At 38.0% G+C, this 15,364-nt stretch carries 16 protein-coding genes; 15 read left to right on the top strand and 1 reads right to left on the bottom strand.

Annotated elements, in window-relative coordinates; translation table 11 throughout:
• Positions 1 to 90: 90 nt before the first annotated feature.
• Positions 91 to 1,092: a TlpA family protein disulfide reductase gene (locus tag BUC16_RS03745; RefSeq protein ID WP_073368036.1), complete on the bottom strand. Its 1,002-nt coding sequence runs from the start codon at positions 1,090 to 1,092 to the stop codon at positions 91 to 93.
• Between the two features lie 159 nt (positions 1,093 to 1,251).
• Here BUC16_RS03745 and aspS point away from each other — a divergent pair, with 159 nt between their 5' ends.
• The 15 genes from aspS (at position 1,252) to BUC16_RS03670 (ending at position 15,354) form a co-directional block, all read left to right on the top strand.
• Positions 1,252 to 3,003, top strand: a complete 1,752-nt coding sequence (aspS, locus tag BUC16_RS03740; protein ID WP_073368034.1) for an aspartate--tRNA ligase — start codon at positions 1,252 to 1,254, stop codon at positions 3,001 to 3,003.
• 126 nt (positions 3,004 to 3,129) lie between these two features.
• Entirely contained in the window at positions 3,130 to 3,324 is a 195-nt protein-coding gene (locus BUC16_RS03735; RefSeq protein ID WP_007137066.1) for a cold-shock protein, read from the top strand.
• 255 nt (positions 3,325 to 3,579) lie between these two features.
• Positions 3,580 to 3,945 (top strand): NADH-quinone oxidoreductase subunit A, encoded by a 366-nt coding sequence (locus tag BUC16_RS03730; RefSeq protein WP_073368033.1) that lies wholly within the window; start codon positions 3,580 to 3,582, stop codon positions 3,943 to 3,945.
• A gap of 120 nt (positions 3,946 to 4,065) precedes the next feature.
• A complete protein-coding gene (locus BUC16_RS03725; RefSeq protein ID WP_073368031.1) occupies positions 4,066 to 4,614 on the top strand; it encodes an NADH-quinone oxidoreductase subunit B in 549 nt (182 codons plus the stop codon).
• A gap of 4 nt (positions 4,615 to 4,618) precedes the next feature.
• Complete coding sequence (locus BUC16_RS03720; RefSeq protein WP_073368030.1) at positions 4,619 to 5,140, top strand: NADH-quinone oxidoreductase subunit C; 522 nt, start codon at positions 4,619 to 4,621, stop codon at positions 5,138 to 5,140.
• Positions 5,141 to 5,172: 32 nt separating this feature from the next.
• Positions 5,173 to 6,411, top strand: a complete 1,239-nt coding sequence (locus BUC16_RS03715; RefSeq protein ID WP_073368028.1) for an NADH-quinone oxidoreductase subunit D — start codon at positions 5,173 to 5,175, stop codon at positions 6,409 to 6,411.
• Positions 6,412 to 6,487: 76 nt separating this feature from the next.
• Complete coding sequence (locus tag BUC16_RS03710) at positions 6,488 to 7,018, top strand: complex I 24 kDa subunit family protein (protein ID WP_073368026.1); 531 nt, start codon at positions 6,488 to 6,490, stop codon at positions 7,016 to 7,018.
• A 1-nt stretch (position 7,019) separates the two neighbouring features.
• On the top strand, positions 7,020 to 8,387 hold the full coding sequence (gene nuoF, locus BUC16_RS03705; protein ID WP_073368025.1) for an NADH-quinone oxidoreductase subunit NuoF: 1,368 nt from the start codon (positions 7,020 to 7,022) through the stop codon (positions 8,385 to 8,387).
• A gap of 18 nt (positions 8,388 to 8,405) precedes the next feature.
• Positions 8,406 to 9,455: an NADH-quinone oxidoreductase subunit G gene (locus BUC16_RS03700; protein ID WP_073368023.1), complete on the top strand. Its 1,050-nt coding sequence runs from the start codon at positions 8,406 to 8,408 to the stop codon at positions 9,453 to 9,455.
• Positions 9,448 to 10,500: an NADH-quinone oxidoreductase subunit NuoH gene (gene nuoH / locus BUC16_RS03695; RefSeq protein WP_073368022.1), complete on the top strand. Its 1,053-nt coding sequence runs from the start codon at positions 9,448 to 9,450 to the stop codon at positions 10,498 to 10,500. Before BUC16_RS03700 ends, nuoH begins: the two co-directional genes overlap by 8 nt.
• 112 nt (positions 10,501 to 10,612) lie before the next feature.
• Positions 10,613 to 11,158, top strand: coding sequence for a NuoI/complex I 23 kDa subunit family protein (locus tag BUC16_RS03690; RefSeq protein WP_073368021.1), 546 nt, complete (start codon positions 10,613 to 10,615; stop codon positions 11,156 to 11,158).
• Positions 11,159 to 11,698, top strand: coding sequence for an NADH-quinone oxidoreductase subunit J family protein (locus BUC16_RS03685; protein WP_073368019.1), 540 nt, complete (start codon positions 11,159 to 11,161; stop codon positions 11,696 to 11,698).
• Position 11,699: 1 nt separating this feature from the next.
• Complete coding sequence (gene nuoK / locus BUC16_RS03680; RefSeq protein ID WP_073368017.1) at positions 11,700 to 12,020, top strand: NADH-quinone oxidoreductase subunit NuoK; 321 nt, start codon at positions 11,700 to 11,702, stop codon at positions 12,018 to 12,020.
• A gap of 6 nt (positions 12,021 to 12,026) precedes the next feature.
• The gene (gene nuoL / locus BUC16_RS03675; protein ID WP_073368016.1) at positions 12,027 to 13,898 is read left to right on the top strand and encodes an NADH-quinone oxidoreductase subunit L; all 1,872 of its coding nucleotides are present in this window, start codon (positions 12,027 to 12,029) and stop codon (positions 13,896 to 13,898) included.
• A 13-nt stretch (positions 13,899 to 13,911) separates the two neighbouring features.
• Positions 13,912 to 15,354 carry a complex I subunit 4 family protein gene (locus BUC16_RS03670; RefSeq protein WP_073368014.1) on the top strand — a complete coding sequence of 481 codons (1,443 nt, stop codon included), beginning with the start codon at positions 13,912 to 13,914 and terminating at the stop codon, positions 15,352 to 15,354.
• The last annotated feature ends 10 nt before the right edge of the window (positions 15,355 to 15,364 follow it).

Genomic DNA, 15,364 nt, shown 5'->3' with positions numbered 1-15,364 from the left:
TGTAATCGAGAGCGTCTTTGTTGTACTGTAAATGTAAAAAATTAATTTTAAACCGAAAAATATTTTCTGCCAATTTTCACTTCTATCTCCTTAATTTAATAGTTTGTCCAACTCTTCTTTCAATTGGGTAGAGGATGGCCTTGAGGCATTCGCTTTCACCACAGTTCCATTTGGATGAATCAAGATAAATCTCGGAATGCTGTTGATGCCATAACTTGTAATAAAATCGGAATACCAGTTTTTGTCCGCAAAAAGTTGAACGCCTCCCAATTGCTTTTCGGCAACAAAATTTTTCCATTTGTCGTGGTCTTTGTCAACGTCAACAGAAATGCTGACAAAGACAATGTTTTTGTCGTGATACATTTCTTCCGTTTTTTTCAAAAAAGGAATTTCGGCACGACACGGCCCACACCAAGTTGCCCAAACATCGATATACACGTATTTCCCCCTAAAATCTTCAAGTTTTGTCTTTCCTCCTTTGTGGTTTTCATAATCAAATGACGGAGAAACCGTATTGTTGAGTTTATTCAAATTTTTGGTCTTTTGGTAATAATCATTAAGACCTTTTAAATTGCTTTCCATATTGGCTTTTTCCATCGCAACAAAATTCGCATTCAGCTTTTTGTCCTTCAACAATCCCAAATCCAGTTCGCGTTTCTTGTTCTTGAAATTTTCAAAAGCAGCTTCGTCCAATGCCATAAAATCCGTGTTGAAATACTGCTCGTCCTGAAGAATTCTTTTGGCCAACACATTATTCTCCAATGCTCCAGTTCCTGTGTAAACTATGGATTCGTCAAATTGTTTGGCATCCATTTTCAATTTAATGGAATAACCGTTTTTAAGATACAATTCTGTAGTTTCCATACCATCGTTCATTCGATACTTCCCTTCTTTTATCTTCAAAGTGTCCTTGAAAATTCCTTTTTTGTTCAATTCAATCTTTTTCAGTAATTGGCCGTTTAATGTGGTAATGGTTATAAAATCATTGTTCCTGTTGGCGATTTCAGCCTGAAACGTTACGTAATTTACCTTTTGTCCAAAGCTGGCATTGGAACAAACAAACAGTATGGCAATTAAAAATATTTTTTTCATAAAACGAGATTTTTGATTTTGTTACCCAAAACTACTTTATTTTTTTGAAGAAAAACAAAGATTAACAATTATTTACGGCATTATTTACAACGAAGTTTCGTCGTTTTAGGGATTAAGTTGTTTTTTGTTTTTACTTTTGCACTCTAAAAATTATTTTCAATGTATAGAAGTCATAATTGTGGCGAATTGAACGCCTCACACATCAATACCGAAGTAACGTTAGCCGGTTGGGTTCAGAAATCAAGAGACAAAGGATTTATGAATTGGGTCGATTTACGCGACCGTTACGGAGTTACCCAATTAATTTTCGACGAAAGTCGTACCGATAAAACCGTTTTCGAATTGGCCAAAACCTTGGGTCGTGAATTCGTGATTCAGGCCAAAGGAACCGTTATTGAGCGTGAAGCCAAAAATGCTAATATGGCAACTGGCGATATCGAAATTTTGGTTACCGAAATGACAATATTGAATGCTGCCCTTACGCCTCCTTTCACAATTGAAGATGAAACCGATGGTGGCGAAGACATTCGAATGAAATACCGTTACCTGGATATTCGCAGAAATCCGGTAAAAAACAGTTTGCTTTTCCGTCACAAAGTAGCGATGGAAGTTCGTAAATACCTTTCAGATTTAGATTTCTGCGAAGTAGAAACGCCTTACTTAATCAAATCCACTCCGGAAGGTGCCAGAGATTTTGTTGTTCCTTCGAGAATGAACGCAGGACAATTTTATGCTTTGCCACAATCGCCACAAACTTTCAAACAATTGTTGATGGTTGGTGGAATGGACAAATATTTTCAAATCGTTAAATGTTTCCGTGACGAAGATTTACGTGCCGACCGTCAACCTGAGTTTACACAAATCGATTGCGAAATGGCATTTGTGGAACAAGAAGATATTTTGAATGTTTTTGAAGGATTGACTCGTCATTTATTGAAAGAAATAAAAGGAATTGAAGTAGATAAATTTCCTCGCATCACATACGATTATGCGATGAAAACCTATGGAAATGACAAACCGGACATTCGTTTCGGAATGGAATTTGGCGAGTTGAACGAATTTGCACAACACAAAGAATTTCCAGTTTTCAACGCTGCAGAATTGGTTGTGGGAATTGCAGTTCCGGGAGCAGGAAACTACACCCGTAAAGAAATTGATGGTTTGATTGATTGGATGAAACGTCCACAAATTGGTGCCAGCGGAATGGTTTACGTGAAATGCAACGAAGACGGAACATTCAAATCATCGGTTGATAAATTCTACGATCAGGACGATTTAACCAATTGGGCAAAAACAACCGGTGCAAAATCCGGCGACATGATTTTTGTGCTTTCAGGACCGGCCGATAAAACGAGAACACAACTTTCTGCTTTGAGAATGGAACTGGCGACTCGTTTGGGATTGAGAAACCCGGCGGAATTTGCTCCATTATGGGTAGTTGATTTCCCTTTATTGGAATTAGACGAAGAAAGCGGTCGTTATCACGCTATGCACCATCCGTTTACCTCCCCAAAACCGGAAGATATGGCTTTATTGGAAACCGAACCAGGAAAAGTTCGCGCCAATGCCTATGACATGGTTTTGAACGGAAACGAAATTGGGGGTGGTTCGATTCGTATTCACGACAAAGCAACCCAACAATTGATGTTTAAATATTTAGGTTTCACGCCAGAACAAGCCAAAGAACAATTCGGATTCTTGATGGACGCCTTCCAATTTGGCGCACCACCACACGGAGGATTGGCTTTTGGATTGGACAGATTGGTGGCAATCCTTGGCGGACAAGAAACCATTCGTGATTTTATCGCGTTCCCGAAAAACAATTCAGGCAGGGATGTCATGATTGACGCACCATCGACAATTGACGAATTACAATTAAACGAATTGCACATAAAACTAGATTTATTGTAGTTCGTCGATAAAAATCGTCAGAAAACGTTGGCAATCAATTATTTTAATAAAATTTTCTGTAATATTATCTTTCGTATTATATTAAATATTACATTTGCCTCATTATAAATTATTATTACAATTACAATGCGTACAGGTACAGTTAAATTTTTCAATGAATCAAAAGGTTACGGATTCATTACAGACGAAGAAACAGGAAAAGACATTTTTGTTCATGCATCAGGAATCAACGCGGAAGAACTTCGTGAAGGTGACAGAGTAAGCTATGAAGAAGAAGAAGGAAGAAAAGGGAAAGTTGCTGCGAAAGTAGCAGTTATCTAAGCATTAAAATTCATTTTTTTGCCTACGAATGTTTAAAGCGTTTCGATATTAATCGAAACGCTTTTTTTGTTTTAATACAAAACAACATTTTAACTCCATTTTAACTCCAAAATCCAAGAAAACATCTTCCTCGAAAAAGCATTCTTAAATTTATAACAAATTTGCTTATATTTCATCTAAATTTCGTTTTAAACTTGTGTTTTACATACTCGAAACCTATCTTTGCATCTTATTTAGATTAAACAAATTTTCATTATGCAATCGAATCAATTAGATTATTTTCCAATACTAATGCAGGCACTTTTAGCCATTGGATTTGTAGCGGGAACAATTATGATTTCAGGCAAATTAGGCCCTAAAAGATCATCAGCCGTCAAAGACGAAAATTTTGAATGTGGTATTGAATCTTTGGGTAACGCCCGAATTCCATTTTCTGTAAAATACTTTCTGGTTGCCATACTTTTTGTATTGTTTGACGTCGAGGTTATATTTCTTTATCCTTGGGCAATCAACTTCAAAGACTTGGGAGTGGAAGGATTAATTAAAATGGTCATCTTTATGCTTTTATTGTTGGTGGGATTCTTCTACATCATCAAAAAGAAAGCATTGGAATGGGAATAAAATTTTATCATTGAGGAATTATGATTTACAATTTCTCAAATTAATTAATGCTTTAAACCGATAAAGGTTTTTAATAATTATAAAAATCCAATATCGTATATCCAAAAATCTAATATAGAGATGAGTGATTCAAATATAAAAATGGTTGCCCCTCCAGAAGGCGTTTCAGGCGAAGGATATTTTGCCACAACGCTGAATGATGTTGTGGGATTGGCCCGTGCCAATTCACTTTGGCCATTGCCATTTGCCACTTCTTGTTGCGGAATTGAATTTATGGCAACAATGGCTTCACATTATGATTTGGCACGTTTTGGTTCTGAACGCGTGAGTTTTTCTCCACGTCAAGCCGACATGTTGCTGGTTATGGGAACTATTTCAAAAAAAATGGGACCTATTTTACGTCAAGTTTACGAACAAATGGCAGAACCTCGTTGGGTAATTGCCGTTGGTGCTTGTGCTTCATCCGGTGGTGTTTTTGACACTTATTCTGTTTTACAGGGAATTGACAAAGTAATTCCGGTTGACGTTTATGTTCCAGGTTGTCCACCAAGGCCGGAACAAATCGTGGATGGCGTAATGAGATTGCAAGATTTGGTAAAAAGCGAATCTGTAAGAAGAAGAAGTTCTCCAGAATATCAGGAATTATTAGCTTCTTATAACATAAAATAAGACAATGAGCTTAGAAACGACACAAATTCAAGATAAATTAGTGGAAACATTTGGCGAAAGCGTTTTCCATTTCAATCAAGAAAAAGACATATTTTCATTTGAAATAGCAGCCGACAAAATTACCGCAGTTATTCTTTTTTTGAAAAACGACCCAACATTACGTTTTAATTTCCTGACCGATTTATGCGGAATTCATTATCCCGACAACGTATTGGAAAGACAATTTGCCGTGGTTTATCATATGCACAATTGGTATGAAAACAAACGGATTAAAATAAAAGCTTTTATCAATGGTGAAAACCCAGAAATAAAAACCTTGACAACCATCTTTCCTTGCGCAAATTGGATGGAAAGGGAAACTTGGGATTTTTACGGCATCAATTTTATTGGCCATCCACAGTTGAAACGTATTTTGAACATGGATGAAATGGTTTCTTTTCCAATGCGAAAAGAATTCCCGTTGGAAGACGGCGGAAGAACAGACAAAGACGACCGATTCTTCGGAAGAACACAGTCAAACAAATAGAAAAACATTATATAATTTTTCACATTCCATAAATGTCAGAACTATTATTACCACCAGAGCATCGATATGCCGAGATCATGAAAAACAAGCTGAATGAAGACGGAAGCGAGCTTTCGATCCTGAATTTAGGCCCAACACATCCAGCGACACACGGTATTTTCCAAAATGTCTTGTTGATGGATGGAGAAAAAATTCTCGATGCAGAACCTACAATCGGTTATATTCACAGAGCTTTTGAGAAAATTGCCGAAAACCGTCCTTTTTATCAAATCACGCCACTTACTGACCGAATGAACTACTGTTCTTCTCCCATCAATAATATGGGATGGTGGATGACTTTGGAAAAATTATTGGATATTGAAGTTCCAAAAAGAGTTCAATACTTGAGAGTTATTGCAATGGAATTGGCCAGAATCACGGATCACATCATCTGTAATTCGATTCTTGGCGTGGATACCGGTGCCTATACCGGTTTCTTGTATGTTTTTCAATTCAGGGAGAAAGTCTACGAAATCTACGAAGAAATTTGTGGTGCTCGTTTGACAACCAATATGGGAAGATTAGGCGGTTTCGAAAGAGATTGGTCTCCAAAAGCCTTTGAATTATTGGAAGTGTTTTTGAAAGATTTCCCGGTTGCCTGGAAAGAATTTGAAAACTTGTTCGAAAGAAACAGAATTTTTATTGACAGAACTGTAAACGTTGGTCCAATTACTGCCGAAATGGCGATGGCTTACGGATTTACAGGTCCAAATTTACGTGCTGCCGGAGTTGATTACGACGTTCGTGTGGCACATCCTTACTCCTCTTATGAAGATTTTGATTTCATAGTTCCTGTTGGAAAATCAGGGGACACTTACGACCGTTTTTGTGTTCGTAACGCCGAAGTTTGGGAAAGTTTGAGCATCATTCGTCAAGCATTGGACAAGATGCCGGAAGGAAATGTATTTCACGCTGATGTTCCTGAATATTATCTGCCTCCAAAAGAAGATGTTTACAACGACATGGAATCCTTGATTTACCATTTCAAGATTGTAATGGGAGAAATTCCTGTTCCGGTTGCCGAAGTATATCACGCTGTTGAAGGCGGAAACGGAGAATTAGGATTTTATTTGGTAACCGACGGAAGCAGAACCCCGTACAGATTACACTTCCGCAGACCTTGTTTTATTTATTACCAGGCTTATCCCGAAATGATAAAAGGAGCAATGCTTTCGGATGCGATTGTTATTTTGTCAAGTTTAAATGTTATTGCCGGAGAATTAGACGCTTAAAAAAGATTGCAGAATACAGATTTCAGAATGCAGATTGAAAAATCCAAAATCCAAAATCTAAATCTAAAATGATAGAATGGAAAGAACACATTACAAACAAGAAATAAATATAACTGACTCGTTGATGACTCGCATCAATGAATTAATCAGTCACTATCCTGAAGGAAAGCAAAAATCGGCTTTGTTGCCTGTTTTACACGAAGTTCAAGATGCCCACGACAATTGGTTGAGTTTTGAATTGATGGACAAAGTGGCCGAAATTCTTCAAATCAAACCGATAGAGGTTTATGAAGTCGTTTCATTCTACTCGATGTTCAACCAAAGACCAATCGGGAAATACATGTTCGAATTTTGCCAAACTTCCCCTTGCTGTTTGAATGGCGTTGAAGATTTAATGGATTATACCTGTGAAAAATTAGGCGTTAAAGTAGGCGAAACCACGGCAGACGGACTTTTTGAAGTAAGAGGCGTTGAATGTTTGGGCGCTTGTGGTTATGCTCCAATGATGCAATTGGGTGATTCTTACAAAGAACATTTGACCAAAGAAAAAGTAGATCAGATTATTGCTGATTGTAGAGATAATAAAATTACGTTACACGATAAATAATATGTCACAAAAAATATTATTAGACAAAGTAAATATTCCGGGAATCAAGACCTATGAAGTGTATCGCCAAAACGGTGGTTATGCTTCCGTGGAAAAAGCCTTGAAAACGTTGACACCCGACGAAGTGGTTGAAGAAGTGAAAACTTCCGGATTGAGAGGTCGTGGTGGAGCAGGTTTCCCAGCAGGAATGAAATGGAGTTTTATTGACAAAAAATCAGGAAAACCAAGACATTTGGTTTGCAACGCTGACGAATCAGAGCCAGGAACTTTCAAGGATCGTTATTTGATGGAATACATTCCTCATTTATTGATTGAAGGAATGATTACTTCCAGTTATGCCTTGGGCGCTAACCTGTCTTACATCTATATTCGTGGAGAATATATGTGGATTTACAAAATCTTGGAACGCGCCATCGCCGAAGCAAAAGCAGCGGGTTGGTTAGGAAAAAATATATTGGGAAGCGGATACGATTTGGAACTTTATGTACAAATCGGTGGTGGAGCTTACATCTGTGGAGAAGAAACCGCATTAATTGAATCATTGGAAGGAAAAAGAGGAAATCCTCGTATCAAGCCACCATTCCCTGCAGTATCAGGGCTTTGGGCAAATCCAACTGTGGTAAACAATGTGGAAACTATTGCAGCCGTGCCTTGGATTGTAAATAATTCAGGTGCTGATTATGCTAAAATTGGTGTTGGAAGATCTACAGGAACCAAATTAATTTCGGCTTCAGGACATATCAAAAATCCGGGAGTTTATGAAATTGAAATGGGAATTACTGTTTACGAATTTATGAATTCTGACGAATATTTAGGAGGAATGAGTTCTGACAGACCTTTGAAAGCCTTTATTCCCGGAGGATCATCTGTTCCTGTGTTGCCAGCTCATTTAATTTACAAAACAGCCAATGGCGAAGACCGTTTGATGACTTACGAAAGTTTGAGCGACGGTGGTTTTGCAACTGGTTCGATGCTGGGTTCAGGAGGATTTATCGTTTACGATGACACATCTTGTATAGTAAGAAACACTTGGAATTTCTCTCGTTTTTACCACCACGAAAGCTGTGGACAATGTTCCCCTTGCCGTGAAGGAACGGGTTGGATGGAAAAAGTATTGCATAGAATTGAAAACGGTCACGGTCGTGAAGAAGATATCGATTTGCTTTTGAGCATTCAAAGCAAGATTGAAGGAAACACGATTTGTCCTTTGGGTGATGCAGCAGCCTGGCCAGTGGCAGCGGCTATTCGTCACTTTAGAGAAGAATTTGAATACCATATTCGTTTCCCGGAAAAAATAAAAAACAGAGACCATTTTGTTGCTGAGCCTTTTGAAAGTGTGAAGCATTTAGTTTCTAAATTAACAGTATAAAGTCAAGAATTTACTACGATGAAAGTAACCATAGACGGTCAAGCGATTGAGGTAGAACCAGGAACAACTATCCTGCAAGCAGCCCGAATGATTGGTGGAGAGGTAGTTCCTCCAGCAATGTGCTACCATTCTAAACTAAAAGGAAGCGGTGGAAAATGCCGTTGTTGTTTGGTTGAAGTAGCCAAAGGAAGTGAAGCCGACCCAAGACCAATGCCTAAATTAATGGCTTCTTGTGTAACAGGTTGTCAAGATGGAATGGAGATAAACAGCAAATCTTCGCCAAGAGTGCAGGAAGCAAGAAAATCGGTGACGGAATTCTTGTTGATCAACCACCCTTTGGATTGCCCGGTTTGTGATCAGGCAGGAGAATGTGATTTGCAGAATTTAAGTTTCGAACACGGAAAATCGGAGAGCCGTTTTATTGAAGAAAAAAGAACTTTCGAACCGGAAGATATTGGTCCGAATATTCAACTGCACATGAATCGTTGCATTCTTTGCTATCGTTGCGTGATGGTTGCCGACCAATTGACCGATAACCGAGTACACGGTGTGATGGACAGAGGCGATCATTCTAACATTTCTACTTGTATTTCAAAAGCTATCGATAACGAGTTTTCAGGAAACATGATTGATGTGTGTCCTGTTGGTGCTTTAACTGACAAAACTTTCCGATTCAAATCGAGAGTTTGGTTCAACAAGCCTTATGATGCACACAGAGATTGCCCTACTTGTTCCGGAAAAACTACCGTTTGGATGTTTGGTAACGAAATTCAAAGAGTTACAGGAAGAAAAGACGAGTTTCACGAAGTGGAGGAGTTTATCTGCAACGGTTGTCGTTTTGACCATAAAGATGTTAATGACTGGGTAATTGAAGGACCAAGAGCTTTTGAAAAAGACTCTGTCATCAACCAAAATAATTATGTCAAAAAATTGGAAACAGTAGTCATCAACACTGAAGAAACTATCCTTTTGGGAAGAGAAGTAGACAGGAAAAAAATAAGTATGGCCGAGATTGATTACAACGAAAAAATAGATGGTAACCCAGTAAATTCTACCAAAAATGGATAGTGCCTTTATTATAGAAAAAAGCGTTGTAATTATTGTGGTGTTTGCCATAACAATGGTAATGGCCATGTATTCCACTTGGGCTGAAAGAAAAGTAGCCGCCTTTCTTCAAGACAGGGTTGGTCCAAACCGCGCTGGTTGGGGAGGATTGTTTCAACCGCTTGCCGATGGATTAAAACTATTTTCAAAAGAAGAATTTGAGCCTAACACTCCCAATAGATTTTTGTTTTTTGTAGGACCCGGAATTGCAATGGCCACCGCTTTGATGACCAGTGCCGTTATTCCTTGGGGTGATCGATTCCATCTTTTTGGAAGAGATATTTTACTGCAGGCTACCGATATCGATGTGGCAATATTATATGTTTTTGGTATTGTTTCCGTTGGAGTTTATGGGATCATGATTGGTGGATGGGCTTCAAACAATAAATTCTCGTTGATGGGAGCCATTCGTGCTGCATCGCAAATGGTTTCTTATGAAGTTGCCATGGGATTGTCGATTGTGGCTTTGTTGATGATGACAGGAACTTTGAGTTTAAAAGAAATTTCTGCCCAACAAGCTGGAATGAACTGGAATGTTTTCTATCAACCTTTATCTTTTCTAATCTTTTTGATTTGTGCCTTTGCAGAAACCAACAGGACTCCTTTTGACTTGGCAGAATGTGAAACCGAATTAATTGGTGGTTACCATACCGAATATTCATCGATGAAAATGGGATTCTACTTATTTGCTGAATATGCCAACATGTTTATTTCATCAACTATTTTGGCGGTTTTGTTCTTCGGTGGATATAATTATCCAGGCATGAGTTGGGTTGTCGAAAATTGGGGAGTGAACATTGCCAATGTTTTTGGAATTGCAGCCCTGTTTGCAAAACTATGTGGTTTTATCTTCTTTTATATGTGGGTTCGCTGGACTATTCCAAGATTTAGATACGATCAATTGATGCATTTGGGATGGAGAATATTGATTCCATTGTCCATTGTAAATATCATGATTACTGGAATTGTAATTTTAAGAGGAGAAATAGCAACATATTTAGGATTTTAATTTAGGACAACAAACGCCCTAGCCCTGATAGCAGCGGCATCCTTTTATTTTTTCCTTTAAAAAATAAAAGATACAGCGGATAGCAGGATTAAGCTTCAAAAAAAAAATAAAAATGTCAATACAAGAAATATCACTTTCCGGAAGAAAAAAGGTGGTCTCCAACAAGGAGATGACTTTTCTTGAGCGAATGTATCTTATAGCCATATTCAAGGGCTTGTGGATTACTCTCAAGCATTTATTCCGAAAAAAAGCCACGATTCAATATCCAGAACAAGTACGCGAAAGAAGTGAGGTCTATCGTGGTCAACACATGTTGAAACGTGACGAACTGGGTCGCGAAAACTGTACTGCCTGCGGGTTGTGTGCTTTGTCCTGTCCTGCCGAGGCCATCACGATGAAGGCGGCAGAACGCAAGGCTGACGAGATGCATTTGTACCGTGAAGAAAAATACGCCGAGATATACGAAATCAATATGTTGCGTTGCATCTTTTGTGGATTGTGCGAGGAAGCCTGCCCAAAAGACGCCATTTATTTGACGATTTCCAAAGAATTGGTTCCAGCAAATTACGACAGGGAAGATTTTATTTTTGGTAAAGATAAATTGGTAATGCCTTTGGACATTGCAATGAAAAACAATCAACTTAAAACTGTTAACTAAATGATACGTATACCAGATTTTGCAAATGCAACACCGATACAAATTATATTTTGTGTCCTGGCTGTTATTACTTTGTTTACAGCATTTATGACGATTTATAGTAGAAAGCCAATGCACAGTGCCATCTATTTATTGATTTGTTTTACCTCGATTACGGGACACTATTTGTTGTTGAATTCCCAATTCTTGGCAATGGTAAACTTGATAGTTTACATAGGAGCGATCATGATTTTGATCGTCTTCACTATCATGTTGATGAATTTAAACAAAGAAAACGAAGTGTATAAACCCAGGATTACGCGTTTAGGGGCTATTGTTACTTTTTGTTTGATGTGCCTAGTTTTAATAGCCATGTTTATCAACTCTAAACCAATCGTTGGCGAATACACCACAACTGGCGAAGATTACCAATCCATAAAAGTATTGGGTAAAGTACTGCTGAACGAATATATGGTGCCTTTTGAATTTGCTTCGGTATTGCTTTTGGTGGCGATGATTGGAGCGGTTTTATTGTCTAAAAAAGAAAAAACAACGAAATAACATGAATAATATTTTGAATCAAATTGGTATCGAAAATTATATATTTCTGAGCGTAATACTTTTTTGTATTGGCGTTTTTGGAGTATTGTACAGACGAAATGCCATCATCGTATTTATGTCAATTGAAATAATGTTGAATGCTGTCAACCTATTGTTTGTGGCGTTTTCTACCTATCATCAAGATGCACAAGGACAAGTTTTCGTATTCTTCTCGATGGCTGTTGCAGCTGCGGAAGTAGCAGTAGGATTGGCTATTTTAGTTTCAATATTCAGGAATATGGACACAATTGATGTTGGGAATTTAAAAAATTTAAAAGGATAATCTTCAATGGATACAAGTTTAGTTTTAGTCTTACTATTAGCTCCTTTTTTAGGGTTTTTATTTAATGTTTTCCTGGGTAAAAAAGCCGGTAAAAGCGTCGTGGGAATTGTGGGAACACTTTCCGTCGTGGTTTCTTTTGCAATCACTTTGTACTTATTTGGAAATGCAGGCAAAGAACCTGTTGTCGTTAATTTATTCGATTGGATTACCATAGAACGTTTCAACGTGAAATTTGGTTTTCTTTTAGACCAATTATCAATCCTTTGGTTGTTGTTCGTCACTGGAATTGGTTCTTTGATCCATTTGTATTCCATCAGTTACATGCACGATGACGAAAAAATTCATTCGTTTTTTGCTTACTTGAACCTCTTCATTTTCTTCATGATTACTTTGGTAATGGGAAGCAACTTGCTAATGATGTTCATCGGTTGGGAAGGCGTGGGACTTTGCTCCTATTTGTTGATTGGTTTTTGGTATAAAAACCAAGATTTCAATGATGCTGCCAAAAAAGCTTTCATCATGAACCGAATTGGAGATTTAGGATTCTTGATTGGAATTTTTATTGTTGGTTCTCTATTCAACACCTTGGATTTTACCTCCCTAAAAACCATAATTACCACTATTGATGATATCAATGATTTATGGATAGCACTTGCCGCTTTAGCCCTGTTTATTGGAGCTTGTGGAAAATCGGCACAAATTCCGTTATATACTTGGTTGCCTGATGCGATGGCTGGACCAACGCCTGTTTCGGCATTGATTCACGCTGCAACGATGGTTACTGCAGGGATTTTTATGCTTACAAGATTGAACTTCTTGTTTGACATGGCACCGAGTGTTCAAAATATTATTGCAATTGTAGGTGCCGTTACCGCTTTGGTTGCCGCCACAATTGCCTTGGTTCAAAATGACATTAAAAAAGTTTTGGCTTATTCGACCGTTTCACAATTGGGATTAATGTTCCTGGCTTTAGGATTTGGTGCTTATGAAGTGGCCGTTTTCCACGTAATCACGCACGCTTTCTTCAAAGCTTGTTTGTTCTTGGGTTCAGGTTCCGTGATTCACGGTTTGCATGGCGAACAAGATATGCGCAAAATGGGTGGTTTGAAAAAAACCATGCCGATTACTTTCATCACCATGTTGATTGCTTCATTGGCGATTGCGGGTATTTTTCCGTTGGCAGGATTTTGGTCAAAAGACGAAATCTTGATGACCGCATTTCACCACAATATTGTTTTATGGGTAATTGGTTCGATTGCTTCGATAATGACCGCTTTCTATATGTTTAGATTAATATATTTGACCTTCTTCAACTCGTTCAGGGGAACTGAAGAACAAAAACATCATTTACACGAAAGCCCAAGTTTAATCACTGTGCCTTTAATCATTTTGGCTATTTTTTCCTTCTTTGGTGGAATCATCAGTTTACCGGGACACAGTTGGTTGAATGAGTATTTAGCACCTTTATTTTCGAAAGTGTCCCACGAAGAACACACATTGGGAACTACCGAATATGCATTGATGGCAATTGCTACAATTGGCGCCATTATCGGAATTGGTATTGCTTACAAGAAATACTTGAAAGACAATACTATTCCAAGTGAAGATGCTGAAATTACCGGCTTGTCCAAAGTTTTATACAACAAATATTACGTTGACGAGGCTTACGATGCTATTTTCGTGAAACCAGTAAACGTGCTTTCCAGTTTCTTTAGAGATGCAGTGGAAACAACTTTGTCTGCACTCGTTTTCGGATTAGGAAAAGTGACTAATGAAATCGCTTTACAAGGAAAAAAAGTCCACAACGGAAGTGTTGGATTATATCTTTTCGCATTTGTTTTAGGCGTTTGTGCCATATTAACTTATTTATTTTTATAATAATTTTTACCTAATGGATGTAACTCATATATTAATTATACTATTAGTTGGCGCATTGGCTACTTATTTTTCGGGCGATAAATGGGCTCCTAAAGTGGCCTTGCTTTTTGGATTGGCTGCTTTTGCTGGTTCTATCTGTTTATTGAGCCAATACAATTTAGCAAACGAAATAAACTATGTAACCCTTTGGATAGCCAAACCAAAAATCTATTTTGCTTTGCACGCAGACGGTCTTGCTTTGGCAATGCTTTTGCTGACAACGGCTTTGACTCCTATCATTATATTTTCTTCTTTTGGAAATACCTATAAAAACAGTAAAGCTTTTTATGCTTTAATCTTGTTCATGACCTTTGCAATGGCTGGAACTTTCTTGGCCTCTGATGGAATTTTATACTACATTTTCTGGGAGTTGTCCTTGATTCCAATATACTTTATCGCCTTGATTTGGGGTAATGGAGATGCCGAAGAACGTAAAAAAGCAGTGGTGAAATTCTTTATTTACACCCTTGCCGGTTCCCTGTTCATGTTGGTTGCTTTTATTTATTTGTATCAAAAAACAGGCAGTTTTTTAATCCGTGAATTGAGCCAAACTGATTTATCCGCAACAGAACAATTCTGGATATTCTTGGCTTTCTTCTTGGCTTATGCCATCAAGATTCCTTTGATTCCTTTTCATACTTGGCAGGCAGAAGTGTACCAAAAAGCTCCTACTGTTGGAACAATGTTACTTTCTGGAATCATGCTGAAAATGGGATTGTACAGCGTTATTCGTTGGCAATTGCCTATCGCTCCAATGGCTGCAAAAGAATTTATGTACGTATTTATTGGACTCGGAATTGCAGGCGTGATTTATGGTTCCATCGTGGCATTGAGACAAAAAGATTTGAAAAAATTATTGGCGTATTCTTCCTTGGCCCACGTCGGATTAATAGCTGCCGGAGCTTATACTTTAACCCTTGACGGATTGCGTGGTGCGGTTTTACAAATGATAGCACACGGTTTCGTTGTGGTTGGTTTGTTTTTCGTGGCCGAAATTATTTTCAGAAGATATGAAACTCGTGCCATTGCCGAAATGGGTGGTATTCGTGCACAATCACCAAAATTTACTTCCATGTTCATGATCTTGGTTTTGGCATCTGTTGCCTTGCCTTCGACATTCAACTTTATTGGAGAATTCACGGTATTGTACAGCCTTTCTCAAGTGAACATTTGGTATGCCATTCTTGGAGGAACAACCATAATCTTGGGCGCTTACTATATGTTGAAAATGTTTCAACACGTGATGTTGGGTGAAACCAATGCCAGAATATTTGCAGACGTAACTTTCAACGAAGGATTGACATTGGTAATTATCATCGCTGTTTTGTTCTTCTTTGGTTTGTATCCAAAACCTATTATTGACTTGATTACGCCAAGTCTCGAAAATATTTTAACTCAAGTAAATAGATTTAACTAAGTCAAATAAA

The sequence above is a fragment of the Flavobacterium fluvii genome (assembly GCF_900129545.1).
Classification (GTDB): domain Bacteria; phylum Bacteroidota; class Bacteroidia; order Flavobacteriales; family Flavobacteriaceae; genus Flavobacterium; species Flavobacterium fluvii.
This window is presented reverse-complemented; position numbering and strand designations above follow the sequence as displayed.

What these genes read in the sequence shown, in the direction of transcription:
- BUC16_RS03670 (WP_073368014.1), top strand. Translation starts at nt 13,912, where the DNA reads ATGGATGTAACTCATATATTAATTATACTATTAGTTGGCGCATTGGCT.
- BUC16_RS03720 (WP_073368030.1), top strand. Translation starts at nt 4,619, where the DNA reads ATGAGCTTAGAAACGACACAAATTCAAGATAAATTAGTGGAAACATTT.
- nuoK (WP_073368017.1), top strand. Translation starts at nt 11,700, where the DNA reads ATGAATAATATTTTGAATCAAATTGGTATCGAAAATTATATATTTCTG.
- nuoF (WP_073368025.1), top strand. Translation starts at nt 7,020, where the DNA reads ATGTCACAAAAAATATTATTAGACAAAGTAAATATTCCGGGAATCAAG.
- BUC16_RS03735 (WP_007137066.1), top strand. Translation starts at nt 3,130, where the DNA reads ATGCGTACAGGTACAGTTAAATTTTTCAATGAATCAAAAGGTTACGGA.
- BUC16_RS03745 (WP_073368036.1), bottom strand. Translation starts at nt 1,092, where the DNA reads ATGAAAAAAATATTTTTAATTGCCATACTGTTTGTTTGTTCCAATGCC.
- aspS (WP_073368034.1), top strand. Translation starts at nt 1,252, where the DNA reads ATGTATAGAAGTCATAATTGTGGCGAATTGAACGCCTCACACATCAAT.
- nuoH (WP_073368022.1), top strand. Translation starts at nt 9,448, where the DNA reads ATGGATAGTGCCTTTATTATAGAAAAAAGCGTTGTAATTATTGTGGTG.
- BUC16_RS03730 (WP_073368033.1), top strand. Translation starts at nt 3,580, where the DNA reads ATGCAATCGAATCAATTAGATTATTTTCCAATACTAATGCAGGCACTT.
- BUC16_RS03725 (WP_073368031.1), top strand. Translation starts at nt 4,066, where the DNA reads ATGAGTGATTCAAATATAAAAATGGTTGCCCCTCCAGAAGGCGTTTCA.
- BUC16_RS03685 (WP_073368019.1), top strand. Translation starts at nt 11,159, where the DNA reads ATGATACGTATACCAGATTTTGCAAATGCAACACCGATACAAATTATA.
- BUC16_RS03700 (WP_073368023.1), top strand. Translation starts at nt 8,406, where the DNA reads ATGAAAGTAACCATAGACGGTCAAGCGATTGAGGTAGAACCAGGAACA.
- nuoL (WP_073368016.1), top strand. Translation starts at nt 12,027, where the DNA reads ATGGATACAAGTTTAGTTTTAGTCTTACTATTAGCTCCTTTTTTAGGG.
- BUC16_RS03710 (WP_073368026.1), top strand. Translation starts at nt 6,488, where the DNA reads ATGGAAAGAACACATTACAAACAAGAAATAAATATAACTGACTCGTTG.
- BUC16_RS03715 (WP_073368028.1), top strand. Translation starts at nt 5,173, where the DNA reads ATGTCAGAACTATTATTACCACCAGAGCATCGATATGCCGAGATCATG.
- BUC16_RS03690 (WP_073368021.1), top strand. Translation starts at nt 10,613, where the DNA reads ATGTCAATACAAGAAATATCACTTTCCGGAAGAAAAAAGGTGGTCTCC.